Annotated in this window: 26 protein-coding genes; 21 read left to right on the forward strand and 5 right to left on the reverse strand. The window is 63.8% G+C overall.

Annotation, left to right across the window (positions count from 1 at the left end):
- Nucleotides 1-3 precede the first annotated feature (3 nt).
- From mobA to AC1RQC_RS36990, 3 genes are all read right to left on the reverse strand, one after another.
- Nucleotides 4-603 (reverse strand): molybdenum cofactor guanylyltransferase MobA, encoded by a 600-nt coding sequence (gene mobA, locus AC1RQC_RS36980; protein ID WP_183034275.1) that lies wholly within the window; start codon nucleotides 601-603, stop codon nucleotides 4-6.
- 46 nt (nucleotides 604-649) lie between these two features.
- A complete protein-coding gene (gene moaA / locus AC1RQC_RS36985; protein ID WP_416049191.1) occupies nucleotides 650-1,774 on the reverse strand; it encodes a GTP 3',8-cyclase MoaA in 1,125 nt (374 codons plus the stop codon).
- A gap of 227 nt (nucleotides 1,775-2,001) precedes the next feature.
- On the reverse strand, nucleotides 2,002-5,148 hold the full coding sequence (locus AC1RQC_RS36990; protein WP_492886399.1) for an Rne/Rng family ribonuclease: 3,147 nt from the start codon (nucleotides 5,146-5,148) through the stop codon (nucleotides 2,002-2,004).
- A 768-nt stretch (nucleotides 5,149-5,916) separates the two neighbouring features.
- Between AC1RQC_RS36990 and AC1RQC_RS36995 the strand changes: the two genes are divergently transcribed.
- The 4 genes from AC1RQC_RS36995 to AC1RQC_RS37010 all read left to right on the forward strand — a co-directional run bounded on the left by AC1RQC_RS36995 (nucleotide 5,917) and on the right by AC1RQC_RS37010 (nucleotide 9,214).
- Nucleotides 5,917-6,918, forward strand: coding sequence for an RluA family pseudouridine synthase (locus tag AC1RQC_RS36995; RefSeq protein ID WP_150983149.1), 1,002 nt, complete (start codon nucleotides 5,917-5,919; stop codon nucleotides 6,916-6,918).
- Nucleotides 6,919-6,937: 19 nt separating this feature from the next.
- Nucleotides 6,938-7,597, forward strand: a complete 660-nt coding sequence (locus AC1RQC_RS37000; protein ID WP_492374602.1) for an HAD-IA family hydrolase — start codon at nucleotides 6,938-6,940, stop codon at nucleotides 7,595-7,597.
- Entirely contained in the window at nucleotides 7,590-7,982 is a 393-nt protein-coding gene (locus tag AC1RQC_RS37005; RefSeq protein ID WP_492374601.1) for a Rieske (2Fe-2S) protein, read from the forward strand. Before AC1RQC_RS37000 ends, AC1RQC_RS37005 begins: the two co-directional genes overlap by 8 nt.
- Nucleotides 7,983-8,044: 62 nt before the next feature.
- Nucleotides 8,045-9,214, forward strand: a complete 1,170-nt coding sequence (locus tag AC1RQC_RS37010; RefSeq protein ID WP_492886401.1) for a S49 family peptidase — start codon at nucleotides 8,045-8,047, stop codon at nucleotides 9,212-9,214.
- Nucleotides 9,215-9,295: 81 nt separating this feature from the next.
- Here AC1RQC_RS37010 and AC1RQC_RS37015 read toward each other — a convergent pair whose 3' ends face one another.
- Together AC1RQC_RS37015 and AC1RQC_RS37020 are read right to left on the reverse strand one after the other, a co-directional pair.
- On the reverse strand, nucleotides 9,296-10,027 hold the full coding sequence (locus AC1RQC_RS37015; protein ID WP_492886403.1) for an SAM-dependent methyltransferase: 732 nt from the start codon (nucleotides 10,025-10,027) through the stop codon (nucleotides 9,296-9,298).
- Between the two features lie 51 nt (nucleotides 10,028-10,078).
- Nucleotides 10,079-10,678 (reverse strand): Maf-like protein, encoded by a 600-nt coding sequence (locus AC1RQC_RS37020; protein ID WP_492374598.1) that lies wholly within the window; start codon nucleotides 10,676-10,678, stop codon nucleotides 10,079-10,081.
- A gap of 249 nt (nucleotides 10,679-10,927) precedes the next feature.
- On the opposite strand from AC1RQC_RS37020, the gene AC1RQC_RS37025 reads away from it, so the two are divergent.
- From AC1RQC_RS37025 to AC1RQC_RS37105, 17 genes are all read left to right on the forward strand, one after another.
- Nucleotides 10,928-11,524 carry a DUF177 domain-containing protein gene (locus AC1RQC_RS37025; protein ID WP_492813830.1) on the forward strand — a complete coding sequence of 199 codons (597 nt, stop codon included), beginning with the start codon at nucleotides 10,928-10,930 and terminating at the stop codon, nucleotides 11,522-11,524.
- Between the two features lie 119 nt (nucleotides 11,525-11,643).
- Nucleotides 11,644-11,823, forward strand: a complete 180-nt coding sequence (rpmF, locus tag AC1RQC_RS37030) for a 50S ribosomal protein L32 (protein ID WP_006158597.1) — start codon at nucleotides 11,644-11,646, stop codon at nucleotides 11,821-11,823.
- Between the two features lie 323 nt (nucleotides 11,824-12,146).
- Nucleotides 12,147-13,223: a phosphate acyltransferase PlsX gene (plsX, locus tag AC1RQC_RS37035; RefSeq protein WP_492374596.1), complete on the forward strand. Its 1,077-nt coding sequence runs from the start codon at nucleotides 12,147-12,149 to the stop codon at nucleotides 13,221-13,223.
- Between the two features lie 59 nt (nucleotides 13,224-13,282).
- Nucleotides 13,283-14,263: a beta-ketoacyl-ACP synthase III gene (locus tag AC1RQC_RS37040; RefSeq protein ID WP_150983156.1), complete on the forward strand. Its 981-nt coding sequence runs from the start codon at nucleotides 13,283-13,285 to the stop codon at nucleotides 14,261-14,263.
- A 72-nt stretch (nucleotides 14,264-14,335) separates the two neighbouring features.
- The gene (fabD, locus tag AC1RQC_RS37045) at nucleotides 14,336-15,271 is read left to right on the forward strand and encodes an ACP S-malonyltransferase (RefSeq protein ID WP_492374595.1); all 936 of its coding nucleotides are present in this window, start codon (nucleotides 14,336-14,338) and stop codon (nucleotides 15,269-15,271) included.
- A 15-nt stretch (nucleotides 15,272-15,286) separates the two neighbouring features.
- Nucleotides 15,287-16,036, forward strand: a complete 750-nt coding sequence (gene fabG / locus AC1RQC_RS37050; RefSeq protein ID WP_043347885.1) for a 3-oxoacyl-ACP reductase FabG — start codon at nucleotides 15,287-15,289, stop codon at nucleotides 16,034-16,036.
- 170 nt (nucleotides 16,037-16,206) lie between these two features.
- Nucleotides 16,207-16,446 carry an acyl carrier protein gene (gene acpP, locus AC1RQC_RS37055; RefSeq protein ID WP_009522116.1) on the forward strand — a complete coding sequence of 80 codons (240 nt, stop codon included), beginning with the start codon at nucleotides 16,207-16,209 and terminating at the stop codon, nucleotides 16,444-16,446.
- Nucleotides 16,447-16,645: 199 nt separating this feature from the next.
- The gene (gene fabF, locus AC1RQC_RS37060) at nucleotides 16,646-17,878 is read left to right on the forward strand and encodes a beta-ketoacyl-ACP synthase II (protein ID WP_492374594.1); all 1,233 of its coding nucleotides are present in this window, start codon (nucleotides 16,646-16,648) and stop codon (nucleotides 17,876-17,878) included.
- Between the two features lie 49 nt (nucleotides 17,879-17,927).
- Nucleotides 17,928-18,395, forward strand: coding sequence for a hypothetical protein (locus tag AC1RQC_RS37065; protein WP_492374593.1), 468 nt, complete (start codon nucleotides 17,928-17,930; stop codon nucleotides 18,393-18,395).
- 129 nt (nucleotides 18,396-18,524) lie between these two features.
- Nucleotides 18,525-19,124 carry an RNA polymerase sigma factor RpoE gene (gene rpoE, locus AC1RQC_RS37070; RefSeq protein ID WP_006158605.1) on the forward strand — a complete coding sequence of 200 codons (600 nt, stop codon included), beginning with the start codon at nucleotides 18,525-18,527 and terminating at the stop codon, nucleotides 19,122-19,124.
- A gap of 134 nt (nucleotides 19,125-19,258) precedes the next feature.
- The gene (locus AC1RQC_RS37075) at nucleotides 19,259-19,888 is read left to right on the forward strand and encodes a sigma-E factor negative regulatory protein (RefSeq protein WP_150983159.1); all 630 of its coding nucleotides are present in this window, start codon (nucleotides 19,259-19,261) and stop codon (nucleotides 19,886-19,888) included.
- Nucleotides 19,889-19,896: 8 nt separating this feature from the next.
- Entirely contained in the window at nucleotides 19,897-20,970 is a 1,074-nt protein-coding gene (locus AC1RQC_RS37080; protein WP_492374592.1) for a MucB/RseB C-terminal domain-containing protein, read from the forward strand.
- A 112-nt stretch (nucleotides 20,971-21,082) separates the two neighbouring features.
- Nucleotides 21,083-22,573 carry a DegQ family serine endoprotease gene (locus AC1RQC_RS37085; RefSeq protein WP_492374611.1) on the forward strand — a complete coding sequence of 497 codons (1,491 nt, stop codon included), beginning with the start codon at nucleotides 21,083-21,085 and terminating at the stop codon, nucleotides 22,571-22,573.
- 14 nt (nucleotides 22,574-22,587) lie between these two features.
- Entirely contained in the window at nucleotides 22,588-22,893 is a 306-nt protein-coding gene (locus tag AC1RQC_RS37090; protein WP_492886405.1) for a glutaredoxin family protein, read from the forward strand.
- Nucleotides 22,894-23,133: 240 nt separating this feature from the next.
- A complete protein-coding gene (lepA, locus tag AC1RQC_RS37095; RefSeq protein ID WP_150983163.1) occupies nucleotides 23,134-24,927 on the forward strand; it encodes a translation elongation factor 4 in 1,794 nt (597 codons plus the stop codon).
- 87 nt (nucleotides 24,928-25,014) lie between these two features.
- Nucleotides 25,015-25,914: a signal peptidase I gene (lepB, locus tag AC1RQC_RS37100; protein WP_174425133.1), complete on the forward strand. Its 900-nt coding sequence runs from the start codon at nucleotides 25,015-25,017 to the stop codon at nucleotides 25,912-25,914.
- 51 nt (nucleotides 25,915-25,965) lie between these two features.
- Complete coding sequence (locus AC1RQC_RS37105; protein WP_492374590.1) at nucleotides 25,966-26,433, forward strand: DUF4845 domain-containing protein; 468 nt, start codon at nucleotides 25,966-25,968, stop codon at nucleotides 26,431-26,433.
- The last annotated feature ends 1 nt before the right edge of the window (nucleotide 26,434 follow it).

Here is a 26,434-nt window from a genome sequence, read left to right on the forward strand (position 1 = left end):
TTGTCAGCGCGCCTCGAGCGTGCGCAACTCATCCAGGGTATTGATATTGGCGAAGGCGCCGGCGTCTTCGAACAGCACTTCGGCCAGGCGGTGCGAGGCGGCCCAGGTTTCGATCTTGCGGCCGCCGCCGTTGAGGAAAGCCACCAGGCCGTCGAGCGCCGTGACCGGCATCAGGCAAAACACCGGCTGGACCTGCCGGCGGCCATCCGCGTCGATGGTGACGGGAATGGCCATCTCGGCGCCTTGCGCGTCGATCGCGCTCGCCAGGCGCGCGGCCAGGTCGGATGGCAGGAAAGGCGAGTCGCAGGGCGCGCTCAGCATCCAGCCCGTCTGGCACTGTTCCAGCCCGGCCAGCATGCCAGCCAGGGGCCCGGCGAAGTCCGGCACCGAATCGGTGACCACCGGCACGCCGAAGGACTCATACGCGGCCAGGTTGCGGTTGGCGTTGATCAGCATGCCGCCGGTCTGCGCGGACAGGCGCATCAGCGTATGCATTGCCATGGGCGCGCCACGAAACGGCTGCAGGCCCTTGTCGGTGCCGCCCATGCGGCTGCCCCTGCCGCCGGCCAGGATCAGGCCGGTAATGTCTTCGCGAGAAATCATCGGGGGATGGGAGGATAGGGTAATGGGTTGGGCGGGGTGGCTGTCGTCAGCCGCCAATATAGGACATCTCGATCTTGTTCTCGGCACGCGCCTGCCGCACCGCGGGGTCGCTGCGCTGTTCGGAGTAGTGATCGGTGCGCCCTTGCCAGACCCCGGCAATGGCGTTCGAGATTTCCAGGTCGCTGTGCTCGCCGCGCAACAGCGCGCGCAGGTCGTAGCCTTCGGTGGCGAACAGGCACAGGTAGAGCCGGCCTTCGGTTGACAGGCGGATGCGGCTGCAGTCGCCGCAGAAGGCGTGGGTCACGCTGGAGATCACGCCGATCTCGCCGGCGCCGTCGCGGTAGCGCCAGCGCTCGGCGGTCTCGCCGCTGTAGTTGGCTGGGATGGCTTCCAACGGGAAGGCCTCGTGGATGCGGCGCACTACTTCGGCCGAGGGCAGCACCTCGTCCATCTGCCAGTGGTTGCTTGCGCCCACGTCCATGAACTCGATAAAGCGCATGATGATGCCGCTGCCGCGGAAATGTGCGGCCATCGGCACGATTTCCCCATCGTTGGTGCCGCGCTTGACCACCATGTTGACCTTGATCGGCGCCAGGCCGGCCGCCTGGGCGGTCTCGATGCCGTCCAGCACGTCGCGCACCGCGAAGTCGACATCGTTCATGCGGCGGAAGGTGGCGTCGTCGATGGCGTCCAGGCTCACGCTCACCCGCGTCAGGCCTGCATCGCGTAGCGCGCGCGCCTTGCGGGCCAGCAGCGAGGCGTTGGTGGTGAGGGTGAGGTCCAGTGGTTTGCCGGACACCGTATCGATACGCGCCAGCATTTCCACCAGCTTCTCGATGTTCTTGCGCAGCAGCGGCTCGCCGCCGGTCAGGCGGATCTTCTCGACGCCGTGCGCAACGAAGAGGCGAGCCGCGCGCTCGATTTCCTCGAAGCTCAGCAACTCGGAATGGGGCAGGAAGGTGTAGTCCTTGTCGAACACTTCCTTGGGCATGCAGTAGACGCAGCGGAAATTGCAGCGATCCGTGACCGAGATACGCAGATCATGGAGCGGCCGGCCGCGCGTGTCGGCAACCAGCCCGGACGGTGCGGTGAGCACGGCCGGAATGCTTGGCGTCATCGAGCGGTAGCGATGATCGCGCAGGTCGAAAATGGGAATGACGGATTCGGTCATGGCCTGGGGGCGTGGCAGTGCGGGTGACGGGCGGTTCTGGCGCGATTGCATGGGGCAGCATCGCCCGTTCCGGGCACCATCTTTCGGGTGCCATCTATTTGTCATTCTAGCCGAGCCGGGCATGGTACCGCCGGCATCACCCGGGACATTGCCCGCAAACAAAGCCCGCAGGCATGAAAAAGGGACGGCATCGCCGTCCCTTTTCTTGCTACCCGCGAGGGTGCCGCTTACTTCTGCGGCGTCCCAGCGGTATCGCCACCGGTTTCGACCAGGATCATCGGACCTTCAGGCAGCGGCGGCAGGGGCTTGCGCTCCCGCACGACGCGCGGTGCCGGCGGGATGCTGGCAGCCGCTTCCTGCGCAGCGCGCAGCTTGCTGGTGTCGGTGTTGACCCACTCGAGGCCAGCCGAGGCCAGCATCGGCTGCAGGCTTTCGACCGCCACCGGGGCTACCCGGGCTACCGTTGCCACCGGGGCAGCGACCGGCACTTCAACGGCAGGCGCCACAACAACAGCAGGGGCTTGCACGACTGCTTCAGCCACAACCGGAGCCGGTGCCGGCTGGTAGGCGGCCGGGCTTGCTGCGATCGTCTCAACCACCGTTTCAGCCACCGGCTCGGCAACTGTTTCGATGATCGGCGCAGCGACTGGCGCAGCGACCGGCGCCGAGATCGGCGGGGCCTGCACGAACACCGGCTCCGCCGGCAGTGCCACGGGCTGTTGCGTCACTACGGCAGCTTCGGCGGGCTGGTAAGCCGGAGCGCTCGGCGCGGCTTCGGCAACCGGCACGGCGGCTTCGATCGCAGGCGCTTGGGCGACCACAGCCGGGGCGGCGGCCTGGGTGCTTTCGCGCACTTCCGCCGTGTACTCGCCTTCAGCGCTTTCCGCGCCTTCGGTTGCCTGGGCGCCGTCGTCGCGTTCGCGGCGATAGCGGTTGCGGCCACGGCGATTGCGGCGGCGGCGTTCTTCGCCTTCACCGTTCTCGGTGCCTTCCGTGCCTTCCGTGCCTTCCGGCAGGTCGGTGCGTGCGTTGTCGGCGTCATCGTGCGAGGCAACCGCTGCGGCTACGGCCGGCGCTGCCACGACAGCTGCGGCGGTCGCGGCTACGGCTTCGGCAGCCAGGCCTTCGGTGGCTTCGCCTTCGCGCGGCGCGTCGCCTCGTTCACGCTGGCGGTCGCGCTGGCGCTCGCGGCGTTCCTGGTTGCGGTCGCGGCGGCCTTCGCCACGGCCTTCCGTACGCTCGGCCGGTGCGCCTTCGGGCTGGCGGGCCGGCTGGACTTCCAGTGCGGCCTGGCGCGGGGCCCGGCTGTTGCGCTCGCCGCGTTGTTCGCCACGTTCGCCGCGCGCTTCGACGCGCTCGCCACGCTCCGCGCGCTGTTCGCCGCGGTCCGCGCGTTCGGTGCGCTCGCCACGTTCCTGGGGTGCGCGCTCGCCGCGCTGGCCACGGCCCTGGCGGTCACCACGTTCGCCTCCCCGCTCACCACGCTCGCCACCGCGTTCGCCGCGCTGGCCACGGCCTTCACCGCGTTCGCCACGTTGGCCGCGTTCGCGACGGTTCTCAGCGCTGCGTTGCTCCGCGTCAACCGGCTTGGCCGGCTCGACGGCGGGCGCTGCGGGCTTGGCGCCGAACAGGTTCTTCAGCCAGCCGATAAAACCACCGCCGACCACCGGCTGGGTAGCCGGCACCGGACGTGCGGCTGCCGCCGCGGCTTCCGGGCGCGGGGCGCGCTCTGCGCGCGGCACGGAGACGGGCGCCGGCTGTTCCGGGGTGATGCCCTTGACGGCAGCTTCCTGGCGCGGCTTGGCATCTTCCTTCTTGCGGCTGCTGTAGCTGGTGTCGGCTTCCAGTTCCTTGGCGGCAGCCTCGGCCATCTTGTAGCTGGCCATGCTGTCTTCCAGGCGCGGGTCGTCGTGACGCAGGCGCTCCAGCTTGTAGTGCGGGGTCTCCAGGTGCTTGTTGGGGATCAGCAGCACGTTGACCTTGAAGCGCATCTCGATCAGGTTGATGTCCTGGCGCTTCTCGTTGAGCAGGAACGCGGCCACTTCCACCGGCACCTGGCAGTGGATGGCGGCGGTGTTTTCCTTCATCCCTTCTTCCTGGATGATGCGCAGGACCTGCAGGGCGGAGGATTCGGTATCCCGGATATGGCCGGTGCCGTTGCAGCGCGGGCAAGTGATGTGCGAGCCTTCCGACAGCGACGGGCGCAGGCGCTGGCGCGACAGCTCCATCAGGCCGAAACGGCTGATCTTGCCCATCTGCACACGGGCACGGTCATGGCGCAGTGCATCCTTCAGGCGCGTTTCCACGTCCTTCTGGGCCTTGCTGGCTTCCATGTCGATGAAGTCGATCACGATCAGGCCGCCCAGGTCGCGCAGGCGCAGCTGGCGGGCGATTTCGTCGGCGGCTTCGAGGTTGGTGCGCAGCGCGGTTTCCTCGATGTCGGCGCCCTTGGTGGCGCGGGCCGAGTTCACGTCCACCGAGACCAGGGCTTCGGTGTGGTCGATCACGATGGCGCCGCCCGAGGGCAACATCACCATGCGCGAGTACGCCGACTCGATCTGGTGCTCGATCTGGAAGCGCGAGAAGAGGGGGACGTCGTCCCGGTACTTCTTCACGCGGTTCATGTTGTCGGGCATGACCACGCTCATGAAGGCGCGGGCCTGCTCGTAGATTTCGTCGGTGTCGATCAGGATCTCGCCGATATCCGGCTGGAAATAATCGCGGATGGCGCGAATCACCAGGCTGGACTCGAGATAGATCAGCAGCGGGGCCTTGTTGTCGCCGGCGGCGCCGTCGATGGCCTTCCACAGCTGCAGCAGGTAGTTCAGGTCCCACTGGAGCTCTTCGGCCGAGCGGCCGATGCCCGCGGTGCGGGCGATGATGCTCATGCCCTCGGGCACGGCCAGCTGGCCCATGGTCTCGCGCAGTTCCTGGCGGTCCTCGCCCTCGATGCGGCGCGATACGCCGCCGCCGCGCGGGTTGTTGGGCATCAGCACCAGGTAACGGCCGGCCAGCGAGATAAAGGTGGTCAGCGCCGCGCCCTTGTTGCCGCGCTCTTCCTTTTCTACCTGGACGATCAGTTCCTGGCCTTCATGCAACGCGTCCTGGATGCGCGCGTTGCGCACGTCCACGCCTTCCTTGAAAAAGGCGCGTGCGACTTCCTTGAAGGGCAGGAAACCGTGGCGTTCTTCGCCGTAGTTGACGAAGCAGGCTTCCAGCGAGGGCTCGATCCGGGTGATGACACCCTTGTAGATGTTGCCCTTGCGCTGTTCGCGCCCGGCGGCTTCGATGTCGATGTCGATCAGCTTCTGACCATCGACGATGGCGACGCGCAGTTCCTCTTGCTGCGTCGCGTTGAAAAGCATGCGTTTCATCGCATTACCTCACTCAATGCCGCGGATTGCACCGGCATGCGGTGCCCGCGGCGTTCGTTCCGTGGAGCACGCGAGGGAGCGAGTGAGGGCGCGAGAATTGCCGAAAGCGCCGTCGCGCAAATGAGCGCGGCCGGCTGGGCACGGGTGAAAGAGAGGTAACGACGTCGAAAGCGCCGTCCGCATGGTCGGAGAGAACGCCGGTGTGCTGCTTTGCGCAGCGACCCAGCGGGTTTCCGGCTGGCATGGCGGCGGTGCGGGCGCAAAGAGGCGCCATCGCACCGCGGCCGGCCGCGGAAGGGCTAGACGCGTCAAAGAGCAAGTTTGTCGTCACGGCAATGCTGCTTCGCTTCCTGACATCTCCTGGCGGGCGCACCTACTGCTTCTTGGAGTTCTGCGACCGGGCGCCGGTATAACCAGTCAGGCGGCGTTGGAAGCATGCCGGCGGCACCGTTTCCCGGTGCGGGCGGGACTTCTCTCACCAGAGTGGATGCCGGGTGGGCATCCACTATCAAATTCTGTTCTACCTGAACACTACTCCCACGTGACCGCCGTCAGCGCCGAAGTTGCCTTTGGGCGACTTCCTGCGCGGGCGATACCGTGCGTGCTGCGTTTTTGCTGCCATTTACCAGCCCCGGGCTCGCGTGGTACGCAAAGAAGCGGGAGGCTGGCAGGGTTGGCGGCAACCCGAAGTGTAAAATACGACGAATCGCCTACACCTGACTTGCGCTGCCGGTCTTTGGCCGGAACAGCGAGGAAATTATATTGAAAATGAATGAGTTACGCCATCAAATTGAAAAAGAGGTGCGGCCCGCCGCGGCCGGGCCCCAGGTGGCGTACGTAACGATTGGCGACGAAGCCGATGGCCAGCGTATCGACAACTTCCTCCTGAAGCTCTCGAAAGGGGTGCCCAAGAGCCATGTCTACCGCATCCTGAGGTCGGGTGAAGTGCGTGTGAACAAGGGGCGGGTCGACGCCACCTATCGCCTGCAGTTGGGCGATGTGGTACGGATTCCGCCTATGCGTGTGGCGGCTTCGGCACCCGATGCCGGCAAGTTCGTGCCGCCGGCCAGCTTTCCGGTGGTCTTCGAGGATGAATACCTGCTGGTGATCAACAAGCCTGCCGGCGTGGCCGTGCATGGCGGCTCTGGCGTGGCATTCGGCGTGATCGAGCAATTGCGGCGCGCCCGCCCGCAGGCCAGGTTCCTGGAGCTTGTGCACCGTCTCGACCGCGAGACCTCCGGCCTGCTGGTGCTTGCGAAGAAGCGTACGGCGCTGGTGAACCTGCATGAGCAGATGCGCGGCAGTGCGCTGGACAAGCGCTACTTCGCCTGTGTGGCGGGGCATTTCGAGAATGCCCGGCAGCACGTGAAATTCCCCCTATATAAGTACACCACCCCGGAAGGCGAGCGCCGCGTGCGGGTGCAGGAAGATGGCATTGCCTCGCATACTGTGTTCAACCGGCTCGAGGTCATGCCCGGCTACACCTTGCTCGAGGCCGAGTTGAAGACAGGGCGGACCCACCAGATCCGGGTCCATCTGGCGCATTCGGGCTTCCCGATCCTGGGCGACGAAAAATACGGCGATTACGCCCTCAACAAGGCGCTGGCCCGCAGCGGCGCCAATCCTGGGCTCAAGCGCATGTTCCTGCACGCGCACAGCCTGACATTTACGCATCCGATAAGTGGAGAAATCACCACTGTAGTTGCACCCATGCCGCCGGAGTGCGAAGCGTTCCTGCAGCAAGCCCGTAACCTGCGCGCCGCCGACTAAGGCGCTAACAAGGATATTCATGGCCAGGCAACGCTTCGACCTGATCGTGTTCGACTGGGATGGAACCCTGATGGATTCCACCCCGACCATCGCCAAATGCATCCAGCTGGCCAGCCGCGACCTCGGCTTGCCGGTGCCCGACGACAGCGCCGCCAGTCACGTGATCGGGCTGGGACTCAAGGACGCGCTGTCGTACGCCGTGCCCACGCTCGATCCCGCCGACTATCCCCGGCTGGCCGAGCGCTACCGTTTCCACTTCCTGACCCGCGACGCCGAACTGGTGCTGTTCGACGGGGTGCGCGAGATGCTGGAAGCCCTGCGCGCCGAGCACTATTTCCTTGGCGTGGCGACGGGCAAGACCCGCGTCGGCCTGCAGCGCGCCCTGGAAGCAACCGACCTCGTGCGCCTGTTCGACGGCACGCGTTGCGCCGACGAGACCTTTTCCAAGCCCCACCCGGCCATGCTGCAAGAGCTGACCCGCGAACTGGGGCAGGACATGGAGCGCACGGTGATGATCGGCGATACCACCCACGACCTGCAGATGGCGGCCAATGCCGGCGCGGCGGGCATCGGCGTAGGCTACGGCGCGCATCCCGCGGACGCCCTGCGCGCGATGGCGCCTCTGCATTGCGCGACGTCCATCGCCGACCTGAAAGACTGGCTGCTGGCGCATGCTTGACGCAACGGGCCAGGGGATGAGGGGCGCGCGTCACCTGTGTGCGGCCGAGGACCTGGCTGACGGCGGCGCCGGGGTGCGTTTTGTGGTCGAAGTGGGTGGGCGCGCCGTGAGCGCGTTTGTCGTGCGCTTCGAGGGGGCTGTCCACGGCTACCTGAACCAGTGCGCGCATGTGCCGATGGAGCTCGATTGGCAGGAGGGACAGTTTTTCGAGTCCTCGGGCCTATACTTGATGTGCGCGACACATGGCGCGGTTTATGCGCCCGACAGCGGCTTGTGCGTGGGCGGCCCCTGCCGGGGCGCTTCATTGTCCAAGCTGCGCGTCGAAGAGCGCGACGGCAATGTGTACTGGCTGCCTGAAAGTCCATACGAAGCACCCGCGGGCTAGCGGGCAGCCGGCAGGCCCGGCGCCCCGGCCCGCCTATCTATTCATAATCAAGAGCCAACTGCATGACTGAACAGCAAAAACCGCCGCAGGACGAACCCGGCAAGGCGCAGGAACCGGTGGCTTCGGCCAGCGCCGGGGCGCCCGGGGCGGGGGATGACCGGCTGGAAACCGCCTCGCAGGCCGATTACCCGCTGGAGCAAGAGCTGCGCGCCGGAGATGCTGCTTCGCAGAGAGAAGCCGGCCAGCGCCAGGCGCGCATGGCCGGTCGTGACGTCGGCCCCGTCCCCACGGGGACAGGCTGGGAGCGGGATGTGCTGGAAAGGGTGCTGATGGCGACGCTGCGCGAGCAGCGCGCGGCACGCCGCTGGCGCATTTTCTTCCGCTTCGCCGGGCTCGCTCTGCTAGTGCTGATTTTCTTTGCCGTTTTCGACTTCAAGGGCGACGGCACCATTGCCACGAGCGGTCGCCATACGGCGATGGTGTCGCTCGACGGCGAGATCGCTGCGGGGACGCCGGCCAGCGCCGAATCGATCAACGCAGCCCTGCAAGCCGCATTTGCCGATACCAATGCCGCCGGGATCATCCTCAAGATCAACTCGCCGGGTGGCTCGCCGGTACAGGCCGGCATGATCAACGACGAGATCCGGCGCCTGCGGACGCTTTATCCCGCCAAGCCGTTCTACGTGGTGGTGGAGGAGATCTGCGCCTCGGGCGGCTATTACGTGGCGGCGGCGGCCGACAAGATCTATGTCGACAAGGCTAGCATCGTCGGCTCGATCGGCGTGTTGATGGACGGCTTTGGCTTCACCGGGCTCATGGACAAGCTGGGCGTCGAGCGCCGGCTTTATACCTCTGGCGCCAACAAGGGCATGCTCGACCCATTCTCGCCGCAGGTGCCTAGGCAGAAGCAATATGCCGAAACCATGCTCAAGCAGATCCACCAGCAGTTCATCGACGTGGTCAAGGAAGGCCGAGGCGATCGCCTGAAGGACGATCCGGGCCTGTTCTCCGGCTTGTTCTGGTCCGGCGAGCGCAGCGTTGAGCTGGGCTTGGCCGACGGCCTGGGTAACGCGGATTACGTGGCGCGGGATCTCTTCAAGGCAGAGGACATCGTCGACTACACCGTCAAGGAGAATATTGCGGAGCGGGTAGCCAAGCGTTTCGGCGCGGCGATGGGCACGGCGGCGATGAAGACCATGCTGTTCGGCACGCGCGTGCAGGCCATGCATTAAGCCAGCCGAGCTGGGCACGGAGTAAAAAATGGGGCGAAAACGCCCCATTTTTCGTTTGTTTCTTCGTTGGCCGACCGTCGCTCAGGCTGCCAGCAAGGAGAAAATGGCCGGGCGCTTGTTCAGTGCCAGCCGCTCCGGGCGCCAATCGGAGATGGGCAGCGTGACGATCGTCTCGCTTGGCAAGGTCAGGTCTACCGCGATCGACAGCAGGCTGGTGCCTGCGCAATGCTGGCGCATCGCTTCCAGCAAGGGGCCATTGCGGTACGGCGTCTCGATCCAGACCTGGGTCTGGCGTGCCTTGCGCGATAGCTGCTCCAGCTCGCGCAGGCGCTTGGCGCGCTCGCCGGCATCCACCGGCAGGTAGCCGTTGAAAGCAAAGCTCTGGCCATTGAGGCCGGACGCCATGACGGCCAGCAGAATCGAGCTCGGGCCCACCAGCGGGCGCACGCGCACGCCCTTGGTGTGAGCCAGGCGCACCAGGTTGGCGCCGGGATCGGCCACCGCCGGCACGCCGGCTTCCGACAGCAGGCCGCCGTCGCGCCCTTCGCGGATCGGTGCCAGCAGTGTGGCCAGTTCGCCTTCGCGCGTATTGACGTTGAGTTCGCGGATCTCGATCTGCTGGATTGGCTTGCCCAGCGGGCAGGTTTCGCTGAGTTTCTTCAGGAAGGCGCGTGCCGTCTTGGCATTTTCCGCCACCAGGTAGTCCAGGCTGGCCGTGATTTGCTGCACGCCAGCCGGAATGACATCCGCGAGCGGGTCGAACTCGTCGCGTTTGCCCAAGGTGTTGGGGATCAGGTACAGGGTGCCGCTCATGCTTGGGTTCTCATTTGTCTTCTGTGGCTTGGCGCGGGGTGGGCGAAGCCCTTAGTCCTGGAAGAAAGGGTAGCCGGCCTGGCGCAGCATATTGGTCAGCGCGATCAGGGGCAGGCCTACCAGCGCGGTGGGATCGTCGGACTCCATATGCGAGAGTAGGGCGATGCCCAGTCCTTCGGATTTGGCGCTGCCCGCGACATCATAAGGGCGCTCGATGCGCAGGTAGGCGTCCAGCTCCTGGTCGGAAAGATCGCGGAAAGTCGCGCGCGTCTGGATATCCGCCAGTTGAGCCTCGCCGTTACGACTGTCAAGCAGGCATAACGCGGAGTGAAAAGTGACGGTACGGCCGCGCATCCACTGCAATTGCGCCAGGGCCTTCTCGTGGGAGCCGGGTTTGCCGATCTGCCTGCCGTCCAGCGTGGCGACCTGGTCGGAGCCGATGACCAGGGTGCCCGGATGCCGCTCGGCAATGGCCTGTGCCTTGGCGTGGGAGAGCCGCAGCGCGGTGGCCTCGGGGCTTTCGCCAGGCTGTGGCGTTTCGTCGATGTCGGGAATCGCCACCTCGAAAGGAATGCGCAGGCGCTCCAGCAATTCGCGGCGATAACGTGAGCTGGAACCCAGGATCAGGGTGGGGCGGGAAGTTTGCGACATAAGTAATTGAGCGAAAAGGGAAAGCGGCGAATGGCCGTCTTCCAAAATTTTGACCGCGGCAGCAGAATCGACGTATAATCTCGCGTTTAGCCAAGCAAGTCCGGCGCAATACCGTGTTTTTTCCGGTGTTGTGTAGCTTCCGAGTCACGTTTCGACGGTGCGTTATACAGGTATATGTCAGGTATACGTAAAAATGCGTCGAAGCCGCGATCCTCCGGGATGCCTCCCGGCATGACGGCACGATAAGACATGACCCAGCCGATTGACCTGCGCGCGCTCGATCTCTTTGCGTTCTGCCGCGCTGGCGACGACGCCACCGGCGAAGTTGCCGCACGCGATTTGCCGCGCATCATAGCCGAGACTGCGGCGCAAGCGCCAGCGTCGGCGACGGACGAGGTGTTCAGCTACGCGCTTTCCGGCTTTGTCGAGGAAGAGGCGAGCGAGCCCGGCAAGCCCGCGGTGGAGCGCCTGTTCGTCGACCTGGCCGTGAATGGCCGGGTCTGGCTGGATTGCCAGCGCTGCCTGCGGGTCTACGAGCAGCCGATCGCCACGGACATGTGTTTCGAGGTGGTCGCCAGCGAGGCGGATGCCGATGCGGCGCCCATGGACGATGACGAGCTCGATGTGATTGTTGGCTCCAAGCGCTTTGACCTGCTGACGCTGATTGAAGATGAAGTGCTGTTGGCTTTGCCGGTGGCGCCCAAGCATGACGTTTGCCCCACGGTGCACGAAAGTCTCGTGACCGGGGTGGACGGACAGGCGGAACCTGAACCAGAGGTTCTGCCGGAAGAAGAAAAACGGCCTTCGCCCTTTGCGGCGCTGGCCGGCCTGAAAACGAAGCACTGAAGCCGGTTCGCCGGCATCTGGCAACGTTCGAAGGCACCAGGATCAGCATCCGGCCGGGCCCGGCTACGCCTCGTGCGGGATGCGTGTGTTACCATTGAAAAATTCTCGAAGGAGTCATCATGGCAGTTCAACAGAACAAGAAGTCGCCCTCCAAGCGCGGCATGCATCGCTCGCACGACCACCTGACCACGGCAGCGCTGGCAGTGGAGCCGACCACGGGCGAAACCCACCTGCGTCACCACGTGAGCCCGAACGGCTACTATCGTGGCCGCAAGGTCATCAAGACCAAGAACGACTGACAGATCGTTCGGCGTGACTTTGCGTCTCGTACGCGCACGTTGTTAGGTCAAAAACAAAAAAGCGGCAAAATCGTTGCCGCTTTTTTGTTGCGCGCTCGCAGCGCAAACCGTAGCGCAGGCTTCCATCGGGCCGATTTGCGCCGCCGGCTCAAGCTGAGTGCATGGCTAGATGCCATGCGCGGCGGCGAGGGCGGCGCCAGATCTCGCCGTGGAGCGCTCCGGGAGTGCCGTCGGGTTGCCACCGGCTGGTCAGGGTCATGCCTGCCCGGCTCGGGAGCCAGGATTTCAAGTCACGCCGACCAGCGCTTCTGCACCAGGAAACAATGACGATCAAACTAGCTATCGACTGCATGGGTGGCGATCACGGTGTCTGCGTGACCGTACCAGCGGCGATCAGTTTTCTCTCAAGCCATAGCGACGCCGAAGTGGTGCTGGTCGGCTTGCGGGACAGCATCGAGCCGCAGCTCAAGAAGCTGCATGCGCTCGACCATCCGCGCGTGCGCATTGTGACCGCGTCCGAAGTCATCACCATGGATGACCCCGTTGAAGTAGCGCTGCGCAGGAAGAAGGATTCCTCGATGCGCGTGGCGGTGACCCAGGTGAAGGAGGGACTGGCTGGCGCATGCATCTCGGCGGGCAATACCGGCGCCCTGATGGCGGTGTCGCGCTATGTGCTGAAAACGCTCGAAGGCATCGAGCGGCCGGCTATCGCTACCACCATTCCCAACGAGCAGGGCTGGGGTACCACGGTGCTAGACCTCGGTGCCAATGCCGACTGCGAGCCCGAGCACCTGCTGCAGTTCGCGCGCATGGCGGAGGCCATGGTTGCCGTGGTGGATCATAAGGAACGCCCGAGCGTCGGCCTGCTTAACATCGGCGAGGAAGTGATCAAGGGCAACGATGTGGTCAAGCGCGCGGGTGAGCTGCTGCGCGCTTCGGAACTCAACTTCTACGGCAACGTGGAAGGCAACGACATCTTCAAGGGCACCACCGATATCGTGGTGTGCGATGGCTTTGTCGGCAACGTCGCGCTAAAGAGCAGCGAAGGGCTGGCCAAGATGATCGCCAACATGATCAAGGAAGAATTCACGCGTTCGTGGTTTACCAAGCTGCTGGCGGTCCTGGCTTTGCCGGTACTCAAGCGATTGTCCCGGCGCCTGGACCCGGCGCGCTACAACGGCGCGTCCCTGCTCGGCTTGCGCGGGCTGGTTGTCAAAAGTCATGGTTCCGCCGACGCGCACGCTTTTGAGTGGGCTATCAAACGCGGGTATGATGCGGCCAGGAATGGTGTGATCGAACGCACCATTCAGGCCTTCGCCAACAAGTCAGGTAACAGCACTCCGGCTACCGGCCCGCAGTCAGGCGCCGAGGATTCCAGTCCAAGCCCGCACGCCGCCTGAGGTCTTGATGTAGATGCCGCGGGCGACGACCCGTGGCCAGACGATCGATCCGACATTACATGACAAGCTACGCAAAAATCATCGGGACCGGGAGCTATTTGCCTCCGCGGCGCGTCACTAACCAAGATATCGCGGCGCAACTGGCTGAGAAGGGCATCGAGACCAGCGACGAATGGATCTTTTCGCGCAGTGGCATCTCGGCCCGCCATTGGGCCGAGCCGGATGTCACCAGCAGTGACCTCGCCGTCAAGGCGGCGGAGCGCGCGCTGGAGGCTGCCGGCATCGATCGCCAGAGCATCGACCTGATCATCGTTGCCACTTCCACGCCCGATTTCGTCTTCCCCAGTACCGCCTGCCTGGTGCAGCAGAAGCTTGGTATCACCAACAACTGCGCGGCGTTCGACCTGCAAGCGGTGTGCTCCGGCTTTGTCTATGCGCTGGCCACCGCCGAGAAATTCATCCGCAGCGGTTCACACCGCAATGCGCTGGTGATTGGCTCGGAAGTGTTTTCCCGCATCCTGGATTTCAACGACCGCACCACCTGCGTGCTGTTCGGCGACGGTGCCGGCGCAGTCGTGCTGTCGGCCTCCGAGGAGCCCGGCATCCTGTCGTCGGCGATGCACTCCGACGGCAGCCACGTGGATATCCTGTGCGTGCCGGGCAACGTCTCGGGCGGCAATATCACCGGCAACCCCTTCTTGCACATGGATGGCCAGGCGGTGTTCAAGCTGGCGGTCACCGTGCTCGACAAGGTAGCGCGCGAAGCACTCGCGGGCGCGCAGTTCCCGGCGGAAAAGGTCGACTGGCTGATCCCGCACCAGGCCAATATCCGCATCATGCAAAGCACGGCCAGGAAGCTTGGCCTGCCCGCCGAGCGCATGGTGGCTACGGTGCATGAGCACGGCAACACCTCGGCTGCCTCGATCCCGCTGGCGCTCGACGTGGCGGTGCGCGATGGCCGCATCGGCGCAGGGCATCACGTGCTGATGGAAGGCGTGGGTGGCGGCTTCACCTGGGGCGCGGTACTGCTGCGCATGTAATATTCGGGCCGGCGTGGCGGTGTCATGCCGCTGCGCCGACCTGGCGCTATTCATCTTTACGATTCGATTGCGATGAAATTCTCCTTTGTATTCCCAGGGCAAGGCTCGCAGGCAGTTGGCATGCTCAACGCCTTTGCCGGCAATGCGGTAGTTCGTGCCACGCTGGATGAGGCATCCGCCGCGCTTGGGCAGGACCTGGGCCAACTGATCGCCGAAGGCCCGGCCGAGGACCTGAACCTCACCACCAACACGCAACCGGTGATGCTGACCGCCGCGGTGGCCATCTACCGCGCCTGGCTCGACGCCGGCGGTCCGGCTCCGGCCGTGGTGGCGGGGCACAGCCTGGGTGAATATTCCGCGCTGGTGGCAGCCGGAGTGATCCCCTTTGCTGATGCGGTGCCGCTGGTGCGCTTCCGCGCACAAGCCATGCAGGAAGCCGTGCCGGTTGGCGAGGGTGGCATGGCGGCCATCCTGGGGCTGTCCGACGATGACGTGCGCGCCGCTTGCGCCGAAGCGTCGGCGACCGGCGCCGGCGTGGTGGAGGCCGTGAACTTCAACGCTCCGTTGCAGGTGGTGATCGCTGGCAACAAGGGTGCCGTGGAGAAGGCCTGCGAATTGGCCAAGGCACGTGGCGCCAAGCGCGCGCTGCCGCTGCCGGTGTCGGCACCGTTCCACTCGTCGCTGCTCAAGCCCGCATCGGACCGCCTGCGCGAGCGCATGGCCGGCATGGTGTTTTCCGCACCGTCGATTCCGCTGGTGAACAACGTCGATGTGGCCATCGTCAATGACCCGCAAGCCATCAAGGACGCGCTGGTCCGCCAGGCCGCAGCCCCGGTGCGCTGGGTCGAGTGCGTGCAGAAGATCGCTGCCGAAGGCGTGACCCATGTGATTGAGTGCGGCCCCGGCAAGGTGCTGGCCGGCATGACCAAGCGCATCGACGGCAGCCTGGTGGGCGGAGCGATCTTCGACCCGGCCTCGCTGCAGGACACGCTGGCGCTGCTGAAGTAAACAAGGACCAACGCAATGACAAAATTTCTGGAAAACCAGGTCGCGCTGGTAACCGGCGCATCGCGCGGCATTGGCCGCGCCATCGCACTGGAACTGGCCGCCCAGGGTGCCACGGTGGTGGGTACCGCCACCAGCGAGGCGGGTGCAGCAGCCATCAGCGAATATCTGGCGGCAGCTGGCGGCAAGGGCCGCGGCGCCGTGCTCAACGTCAATGATGCGGCGGCGTCAGAAGCGCTGATCGACGAACTGGTCAAGGCGCATGGCAGCCTGGGCGTGCTGGTGAACAACGCCGGCATTACCCAGGACCAGCTCGCCATGCGCATGAAGGACGAGGACTGGAGCGCGGTGATCGAGACCAACATGACGGCGGTGTTCCGCCTGTCGCGCGCCGTGCTGCGCCCAATGATGAAGGCCCGCGGTGGCCGTATCATCAACATCACCTCGGTGGTCGGCTCGACCGGCAACCCGGGCCAGATGAACTACGCGGCGGCCAAGGCCGGCGTGGAAGGCATGAGCCGCGCGCTCGCACGCGAGATCGGCAGCCGCAACGTCACCGTCAATTGCGTGGCGCCGGGCTTTATCGATACCGACATGACCAAGGTCCTGTCGGAAGAGCAGCATGCTGCACTGAAGACGCAGATCCCGTTGGGCCGGCTCGGCCAGCCGGAAGACATCGCGCATGCGGTGGCCTTCCTGGCAGGTCCGCAGGCGGCCTACATCACTGGTACAACGCTCCATGTGAATGGTGGCATGTACATGAATTGATCACCTTGTGCAGTGGCCGGTTTCGAGGGAGAAGCCGGCAGAAGCTGTGCGAAGTGGTTATTTTTAAAACTGATCGGGCGCAGTTCTTGCAATAGATGGCGGGGGGCATTTTTATGGCCCAAACCTGCTAAAATGCGCCCACTTTTTGTCGAACTTCCCTGGAGGGTTACATGGACAATATCGAACAACGCGTCAAGAAAATCGTGGCAGAGCAACTCGGCGTGGCCGAGGCAGACATCAAGACCGAATCGTCGTTTGTGAACGACCTGGGCGCTGACTCGCTCGACACGGTTGAACTGGTGATGGCGTTGGAAGATGAATTCGGCATGGAAATTCCTGATGAGGAAGCCGAGAAGATCACGACCGTGCAACAGGCAATCGATTACGCCACTGCACACGTCAAGGCTTAAGCCTGTCGTATCTGAATTCCGAGCCACAGAAGGCAGGCGCGTGGGTCCATGGGTCCGCTGCGTTGTTTTCTGTGGCTTTCGTCTGTTCGAAGAAGCACAATTGGATGCGTTGCGCCGGTGTCGGTGCGGCCAGTTGCTGGCCGTTGGCTGGCATCGATTCCCAATCCGGTTTTGCTTCACGTACCCGTAGGAAATCATAGTGAGCCGTCGTCGCGTCGTCGTCACTGGGCTTGGCCTTGTGTCTCCGGTCGGAAACACGGTTGCCGAAGGCTGGGCCAACCTGGTTGCCGGCAAGTCTGGCATTGCCACCGTCACCAAATTCGATCATTCCGCGCTTGCCGTGCACTTCGCTGGCGAGGTCAAGGGGTTCAACGCCGAGGACTACATCCCGGCCAAGGAAGCCCGCCATATGGATACCTTTATCCACTATGGCATCGCAGCGGGTTCGCAGGCGCTGAAGGATAGCGGCTACGAAGTGACCGAAGCCAATGCCGACCGCATTGGCGTGCTGGTCGGATCGGGCATCGGCGGCCTGCCGATGATCGAGGATACCCACGCGGAGCTGACCAATCGCGGTCCGCGCCGGATCTCCCCGTTCTTCGTGCCTGGCTCGATCATCAACATGATCTCGGGCCACCTGTCCATCATCCATGGACTCAAGGGTCCCAACCTGGCCGCGGTCACGGCTTGCACCACCGGCCTGCACAGCATTGGCCTGGCGGCCCGCCTGATCCAGGCGGGGGACGCCGACGTGATGCTGGCCGGTGGCGCTGAATCCACCGTCTCCCCGCTGGGCATTGGCGGTTTTGCCGCAGCGCGTGCGCTGTCGACCCGTAACGATGACCCCGCAGCCGCCTCCCGCCCCTGGGACAAGGATCGCGATGGCTTCGTGCTGGGCGAGGGCGCCGGTGTGGTCATGCTCGAGGAGTACGAGTCGGCCAAGGCGCGTGGCGCCAGGATCTATGCGGAGCTGATCGGCTTCGGCATGAGCGGCGACGCTTACCACATGACCGCGCCCAATATGGACGGCCCCCGCCGCTGCATGGCCAACGCCCTCAGGGATGCTGGCATCAATGCGGATGAAGTCGGCTACCTGAATGCGCACGGCACCTCGACTCCGCTTGGTGACAAGAACGAGACCGAAGCGATCAAGCTGGCCTTTGGCGATCATGCCTACAAGCTGGCGGTCAACTCGACCAAGTCGATGACTGGCCACTTGCTGGGTGGCGCGGGCGGGCTTGAGTCGGTCTTCACCGTGCTGGCGCTGCACCACCAGGTGTCGCCGCCGACCATCAACATCTTCAACCAGGATCCCGAGTGCGACCTGGATTACGTGGCCAATACGGCACGTGAACTGAAGATCGATGTGGCGGTGAAAAACAACTTCGGCTTCGGCGGCACCAACGGCACGCTTGTCTTCCGTCGCGCCTGAACCCGGCGGCCGCCGGGTGGCTTCCCCTTTGCGTTCCAGGATCCATCCCTTGCGGTGGGCCTTGGTGCTGTTCCTGGCCTGCGAGCTGGCAACGTTCGCGTTGCTGGCCTGGCAAGGCGTGCAGGAACTGGGGCGCTCGGCGCAAGGCTGGGATTTCACGCAGTGGCTGTTGGTAGCCGGCCTGGCCGGGTTGTGCGGCTGGCTGGCCTGGCATTGGCCCAAGCTCTGGCACGGTGCCGCCTGTGCCTACGGCGGCCTTGCGCCAGGGCGGGACCGTACCGGCCGGCCTGGCATCCTGGTCGATATGCCGGACGGCAGCCGCGCGATAGCGAGGGTGGAATCCAGCTGGGAACTGGGCGAGCTGGCGCTCGTGCTGGCCCTGGAGCCGGTGGCCGGACGGCCACCACGTGTGCTGGTGGTCAATCGCGCATTTGCCGGTGCCAGCGCTTTGCGCGCCCTGAGGCGCACTATTCGGGTTGCGCGCCGTGAAGGCCCGGCGGCCGGCGAGGCCGGCTGATGTGCGGCTATTTCAACCATTCTTCACAATATGCGTTGCAACGCACTGACCGTGCGGTCCGCAACGTAGGTAAAATACAACGTTTGTCGTGAAGACGATACCAAGAGATACACTGCAGGTGAAATATTCGTGAGCGAACGCGAAGCCGATCAGCTCCTCGTTGAACGCGTCCAGCAGGGCGATAAGCGGGCCTTTGAATTGTTGGTGGTGAAATACCACCGCAAGATCATCAGGCTCATTTCGCGTTTGGTGCGGGATTCCGCGGAAGTGGAGGATGTGGCACAAGACGCCTTCATCAAGGCGTATCGTGCGTTGCCGCAATTTCGCGGTGAGTCGGCGTTCTACACCTGGTTGTACCGGATTGCGGTGAACACGGCGAAGAACTACCTGGCGACCCAGGGGCGCCGGCCGGAAGCCTCCAGTGATATCGATGCCGAAGAGGCTGAAACTTTTGCGGACGGTGAGCAACTAAGAGATATCAATACGCCGGAGTCGATGCTCCATACCCGCCAGGTGGCCGAGACGGTCAACCGCGCGATGGAAGCACTGCCCGAGGAATTGCGCACCGCCATCACCCTTCGCGAGATCGAGGGCCTCAGTTATGAGGAGATCGCGGAAGCCATGGGTTGCCCGATCGGCACGGTCCGGTCACGCATCTTCCGGGCGCGCGAGGCGATTGCCGATAAATTGCGCCCGCTGCTCGGAACAGCAGAGGGCAAGCGGTGGTAGTAGGTAGTGATACCTAGTGGTAAGCAGTAAATAAAATGTCGTGCGGCCAGCGTTGCAGCCTATTCCTGCATCGAAAAACGACAAAGCAGTAGACGGGATTGTCGGTTGTTCAATGGTTTTTCTAGGGGTGGGAAATGGGTCAGGCTCATAAGCAGTCGGTTCATGAAGTGGAAGCAGCGGAGCAAATCTCCGTGCTGATGGATGGCGAGCTGGCGCCGCACGAAGTAAACGCCGTGTTGGATCTCGCGAAAAGCGAGGCAGGCATGGCGAGTTGGGCCTCTTATCAATTGATTGGCGATGCCCTGCGTTCGGAAGAACTGACGCATGCCGGCTCGACCGATGACTTTCTTTCCCGGTTTTCCGCTCGTCTGGACAGTGAGCCGCATGTGCTGGTGCCCGCCGTCGCCAAGGCGTCGTCGGCTCATCGCCTGCTGTTCAAGCCGTCGTGGGTGCGGCGCGTCATGCCGAGCACCGCGATTGCCGCTGCAGTGGCCGCCGTCAGCTGGGTAGCCGTGCCGCAGATGCGCGGCGCCGCCGACCTCGGCACACCGGATGCGGTAGTGGCGCGTGTCGAGCAACCTGCAGCGCCCAAGGCTGGCGGCATCGTGACTGTCTCCGCCGATAACGCGCAGATGATCCGCGATCCCCGTCTGGATGAATATCTTCGCGCTCACCGCGTCTCGGTTGCCACCGATGCGGTAGTGCCGACCATGCGCCAAGTGGCTAACAGCGCAAACTTCTCTCAGGACAATTCGCAGGAATAATGCCGGACATGCATAAAGGATGGTCGCCCGCCAACGTAGCGGGCGCACACAGAATTAGGGCCCTTCGCAGGTCCTTTTTTCTGGCCTTGTGTCTGACTGCGGCTGCGGCAACTGCGCAGCCGCCGGACAATACGCTGGCCCGTCGCGACGCAACGGCCTGGCTCAACAAGATCCATCGCGCGGCCCAGCGCGAGAATTATGTCGGCACGCTGATTTATCAGCGTGGCAGCGTGATGCATGCATCGCGTATCCAGCACTACAGCGATCTCGTCAACAACGAGTATGAACGGCTTGAAACCCTTGACGGCAAGCCGCGCGAGGTGCTGCGCCAGAACGACATCGTCCACAGCCTGATTCCCGAGGCCAAGCTGGTGGTGGTGGAGAAGCAGGAGGCCAAGGATCGTTTCCCGGCGCTGCTGGCCACCAACAAGAACGATGTGCTCGATATCTACGATATGCGCAAGCTTCCGGGCGAGCGCGTGGCTGGCGTCGAGTGCGAGGTCTTTTCGCTCGAGCCGCATGACGCGGCGCGCTACGCCGTGCGGCTTTGGGCGGAGAAGAATTCTGGCTTGCTGATGCGTGCACAGACCCTGGGCGAGGGCGGCAAAGTGCTGGAACAGGTTGCTTTTTCGCAAGTCGATATCGGCGTGCCATCGGAAAAGCAGCGCATTCTCACGGCCATCAAGAACTCCGGCTCCTGGACTCACTATGAGGTGACCAACCATCCGGCCAATATTGCCGATGAAGGCTGGAGCATCGCGGTTCCGGTCAAGGGGTTCCTGAAGATCCGCGAGGTTCGCCGCCCGCTGGGAGAACTGCGCGCACCGCAGGCCAACCCGCGCGGCAATGTCTTCGAAGTGCTCCAGGTCGTCTACAGCGATGGCTTGACCGGCCTGTCGGTGTTTATCGAGCCGGTTTCCGAGCAGCGCGTGCGCCGCGAAGGCGTCGCCTCGCTGGGTGCCACGCAGGTCGTGGTACGCCGCGTAGCCGATTTCTGGATCACCGTGGTGGGTGAAGTCCCGCCGGCCACAGTGAGGCAGTTTGCCTCGGCGGTAGAATACAAACCACCGAAAGCCCACTAGGCCGGATCGCGGCGTTGCCGCAGGCGTGAACACCGCCTGTGGGCCGCCACCGATCGGCAACCCTGCCGCCTGTGCTTTCTTCCTCTTTTCGCTGATTTCCCGGGAGTCGACGATGTCACCAAGATCTCCAGCCTTGGCTCGGACCGTGCTCATGGCTGCCATTCTCGCCTTTGCGCCCTTTGTCGCGGAGTTGAGTCACGCGCAGGCCGCCGCGCCATCCTATAACCTGCCCGACTTCACCGATCTGGTGGAAAAGGCCGGACCGGCTGTCGTGAACATCCGCACCACCGAGCGCGTGCGCGCGCGCGGCACGCCGGGGGGGACGGAAGATGACGAAATGGCAGAGTTCTTCCGCCGTTTCTTTGGCGTGCCCATGCCAGGTGCACCCACGCCGCCGGGTGCCCCGCGCCGTGGCCAGCCGCCGCAAGGCGAGGAGCAGAGTCGTGGCGTGGGATCGGGTTTTGTCATTAGCCAGGATGGCTATGTGATGACCAATGCCCACGTTGTTGCTGATGCGGAAACCATCTACGTCACGCTGCCCGACAAGCGTGAATTCAAGGCCAAGCTGATCGGCTCGGACAAGCGCACCGATGTCGCCTTGCTCAAGGTCGAGGCGACCGGCCTGCCCAAGCTGACGCTCGGCGATTCGGACAAGGTTCGCGCTGGCGAATGGGTGCTGGCCATTGGTTCTCCCTTTGGCCTCGATAACACCGTGACTGCAGGCATCGTCTCCGCCAAGGGGCGCGATACGGGTGACTACCTGCCGTTCATCCAGACCGATGTGGCGGTCAACCCCGGCAATTCTGGCGGTCCGCTGATCAACCTGCGTGGCGAGGTGATCGGCATCAACTCACAGATCTACAGCCGCAGCGGCGGCTATATGGGTATCTCCTTCGCCATCCCGATTGACGAAGCCATGCGGGTCACCGAGCAGCTCAAGGCGACCGGCAAGGTCACGCGCGGACGCATCGCGGTGGCAATCGGTGATGTGACCAAGGAAGTTGCCGATTCGCTCGGCCTGGGCCGCGCCCGGGGCGCGCTGGTCGGCAGCGTCGAGCCCGGTGGCCCTGCCGAGAAGGCGGGGATCGAGGCTGGTGACATCATTCTCAAGTTTAACGGCCGCGACATCGAGAAGGCGTCGGATCTGCCGCGCATGGTTGGCGACATCAAGCCGGGCACGCGCGTTCCGCTGCAGCTCTGGCGCAAGGGCGCGACGCGCGAGATGTCCATCACCGTGGCCGAGCTGGATGCGGATGCGAAGGTGAAAACCCGCGGCAATGGACCGCGCGACGATAACACCCCGCCGGCGGCCAAGCCCAATGCGCTTGGATTGATCGTCAATGAGATTCCCGACGCAAAGCTCAAGGAGCTCAAGATCAAGTCGGGGGTCGAGGTCGAGCAGGCGGATGGTCCGGCGATGCGTGCCGGCATTCGACAGGGCGACATCATCCTGCGGTTGGGTGACAGCGACGTGACCAGCCCTAAGCAGTTCAACGAACTGGTCAAGGGACTCGACAAAGCCAAGATCGCAGCGGTGTTCGTGCGCCGCGGGGATGCCACCCAGGTGCTGACCCTGAGGCCGGGCACGATGTCCTCGCGCTGACCGGCGCCGCCATCATGGCCGATCTCACACTGTATGGCAGGAGCTACTGCCATCTGTGCGAGGACATGAAAATCGCGCTGGAGTCGCTCCGGCGCGATTTTTCCTTTGTCTTGCACGAGGTGGACGTGGATGCCGATCTGGCGGCCATAGCCCGTTTCGACGAGTTGGTGCCCGTGCTGATGGCCGGTTCCCCGGCCGGCCCGGACGTGGAGCTGTGCCATTACTTTCTTGACGAAAAGCGGGTGCGAGCGTGGTTGGCCGCACATGCGGGGCCGCGGGCGGGCGAACAGGTGGGTAATGGGGCGTTCGATGGCACATAAGTGCGCCCGGCAAAGCCTGGTCTGGCTGCAGGGCTAGCGCCGTGGTCCATTTCGCAATACGGAAGTCCTTGAAAATACGGTAAAATCGCACTTTGGCGCAAAGTCTGCGTCACCAACCTGCGGCCGGGATCGGCGTGCGCCCAGCAGGGCGCCAGTTCCAGGCCGTTCATAATTGCTGCGCCGCCCGGCGTGCCCACGCGGGCACTTCGTGGCCTGAAACGGCGCACCCCTGAGTATCAGATGGACCATATCCGCAATTTCTCGATCATCGCCCACATCGACCACGGTAAATCGACCCTGGCCGACCGCATCATCCAACTCTGCGGAGGCCTGTCCGATCGCGAGATGGAAGCGCAGGTGCTTGACTCGATGGACATCGAGAAGGAGCGCGGCATCACCATCAAGGCGCAGACCGCCGCGCTGAGCTACAAGGCGCGTGACGGCAAGATCTACAACCTCAACCTCATCGACACCCCGGGACACGTCGACTTCAGCTATGAAGTGAGCCGCTCGTTGTCCGCCTGCGAAGGCGCGTTGCTGGTGGTCGATGCCTCGCAGGGCGTGGAAGCGCAGACCGTCGCGAACTGCTACACCGCGATCGAGCTCGGCGTGGAAGTGGTGCCGGTATTGAACAAGATCGACCTGCCGTCGGCCGATCCCGAAAACGCGATCCGCGAGATCGAGGAAGTGATCGGCATCGACGCGCATGACGCCACGCCTTGCTCGGCCAAGACCGGCCTCGGCGTGCAGGACGTCATTGAGGCGATGATCGCCCGCGTGCCGCCGCCCAAGGGCGATCCCGCCGCTCCGCTGCAGGCCCTGATCATCGACTCGTGGTTCGACAACTACGTGGGCGTGGTGATGCTGGTGCGCGTGGTCAACGGCACCCTCAAGCCCAAGGACAAGGTCCTGCTGATGGCCACGGGCTCGCAGCACCTGGTCGAGCAGGTCGGCGTGTTCTCGCCCAAGTCGCTGCCGCGCGAGTCGCTGCAGGCAGGGCAGGTGGGCTTCGTGATCGCCGGCATCAAGGAATTGAAGGCCGCCAAGGTGGGTGACACCATCACCACCATGGCGCGCAAGGCGGCCGAGCCGCTGCCTGGTTTCAAGGAAGTCAAGCCGCAGGTGTTCGCCGGCCTGTACCCGGTGGAAGCCAACCAGTACGAAGCGCTGCGCGAATCGCTGGAAAAACTCAAGCTCAACGACGCATCGCTGCAGTACGAGCCCGAGGTGTCGCAGGCGCTTGGCTTCGGCTTCCGCTGCGGCTTCCTGGGTCTGCTGCACATGGAGATCGTGCAGGAGCGCCTGGAACGCGAATTCGACATGGACCTCATCACCACCGCACCGACGGTGGTGTACGAGGTCGACATGCGCGACAAGACCAAGCTGATCGTGGAGAACCCGGCCAAGATGCCGGACCCGAGCCGCATCGAGAACATCCTCGAGCCCATCGTCACGGTCAACCTGTACATGCCGCAGGCTTACGTCGGCTCGGTGATCACGCTGTGCACGCAGAAGCGCGGCACGCAGATCAACATGAGCTATCACGGCAAGCAGGTGCAGCTTACGTATGAGATTCCGATGGCGGAAATCGTCATGGACTTCTTCGACCGGCTGAAGTCCGTGTCGCGCGGCTACGCCTCGATGGACTACGAGTTCAAGGAGTATCGCGCCGCCGACGTGGTCAAGGTGGACATCCTGATCAACGGCGACAAGGTCGATGCCTTGTCCGTGATCGTGCACCGCTCCAACTCGCAGTACCGTGGCCGCGAAGTCGTGTCCAAGATGCGCGAGATCATCCCGCGCCAGATGTACGACGTCGCCATCCAGGCCACCATCGGCGTCAACATCATCGCGCGCGAGAACGTTAAGGCGCTGCGCAAGAACGTGCTTGCCAAGTGCTACGGCGGGGATATCTCGCGTAAGAAGAAGCTGCTGGAGAAGCAAAAGGCAGGCAAGAAGCGCATGAAGCAAGTGGGTTCGGTCGAGATTCCCCAGGAGGCCTTCCTCGCGATCCTGCAGGTGGGCGACAAGTAAGCCGGCTGGGCCGCGCCGGCACTGCCGGCAGGCTCCTGGCAGTGGTTGACGCGGACTCTATCAAAACAACACGACGATCTAGCCGACATGAATTTTGCACTGATCCTTTTTGTGCTTGTGGTTATTACGGGCATTGCCTGGGTGGCCGACAAACTGGTGTTCGAGAAACAGCGGCGGCTTTCCGCCCAGTCCGCGCTGGCCGAGTTCGATGCGCGCAAAGCCGATCTCCAGGGACGCTACGGCGTCGGCGAGATCGACACGTCGCGTAGCCGCCTCGCCGAGGAAAAGCTGCGCCAGCCTTGGTGGCTGGAGTATTCCGCAAGCTTCTTCCCGGTAATCCTGGCCGTGTTCGTGCTGCGCTCCTTCGTGGTCGAGCCGTTCAAGATCCCGTCCGGCTCGATGATCCCGACGCTGCTGATCGGCGACTTCATCCTGGTCAACAAGTACGACTACGGCATCAGGCTGCCGGTGGTGAACAAGAAGATCCTCTCGGTCGGCGACCCGAAGCGCGGCGACGTGATGGTGTTCCGCTACCCGAAGGATCAGTCCCTCGACTACATCAAGCGTGTGATCGGCGTGCCGGGCGATGTGGTGAGCTACCAGAACAAGCGACTGACCATCAACGGCAAGGCCGCCGACTACAGCCCGCTGCCCGATTACCTGGATGAAGAACGGCTTTCGTATTCGAAGCACTTCCGCGAGAAGCTGCCCGACGGCCCGGAGCACGGTATCCTCAACGACGCCGACCGGCCGCCGTTTGTCTCCGGCGCGGACCCCGATTTTCCGTTCCGCGAAAACTGCACTTACAATCAGCAGGGGCTGACCTGCAAGGTGCCGCAAGGTCACTATTTTGTGATGGGCGACAACCGCGACAACAGCCTGGATTCACGTTATTGGGGCTTCGTGCCCGATCAGAATATTGTCGGCCGGGCATTCCTGATCTGGATGAACCTCGGCAATATCGGACGCGTGGGGGCGTTCAAGTAAGCCTTCCGCGGCGCGAATAAATCACTCCAGTCAAGCGAGGGAAAGCGCAACATGGGTCAACAGGGTCAGAGTGGTCAGAAGGGTCAGGCTGGTCAAACGGCACTGGCAGAACAAACGGATCAATCGCGTCGGGAGGTTGGTTCAAGGAGGGGGAGGGCGCGTCTGGCGGGGCGGTACAAGGTGCGCGGATTCTCCCTTGGCAGCTTGCTGATCGTCATCTTGATCGTCGGAGGCATCGTGATCCCGGCGGTCAGGGCGATCCCAAGCTTGCTGGAGTACTTTTCGGTCAAGCGCGCCATCAGTTATGCCAAGCAACAGGCATCCAACAAACGCGAAGTGGCCGATTATTTCGCCAAGCAGGCACAGATTGACCGTATCACCGCTGTGCGCAGCGACGATCTGGACATTCACGAGGACGACAATGGCACGATCCGCTCGGTGGGTTTTTCCTACCGTAACGAGGTGCCGTTATACGGCCCTCTGAGCCTTATGATTACCTATTCGGGAACGCAGTACTGAC

It is taken from the genome of Cupriavidus sp. GW822-FHT03E04 (assembly GCF_058801495.1).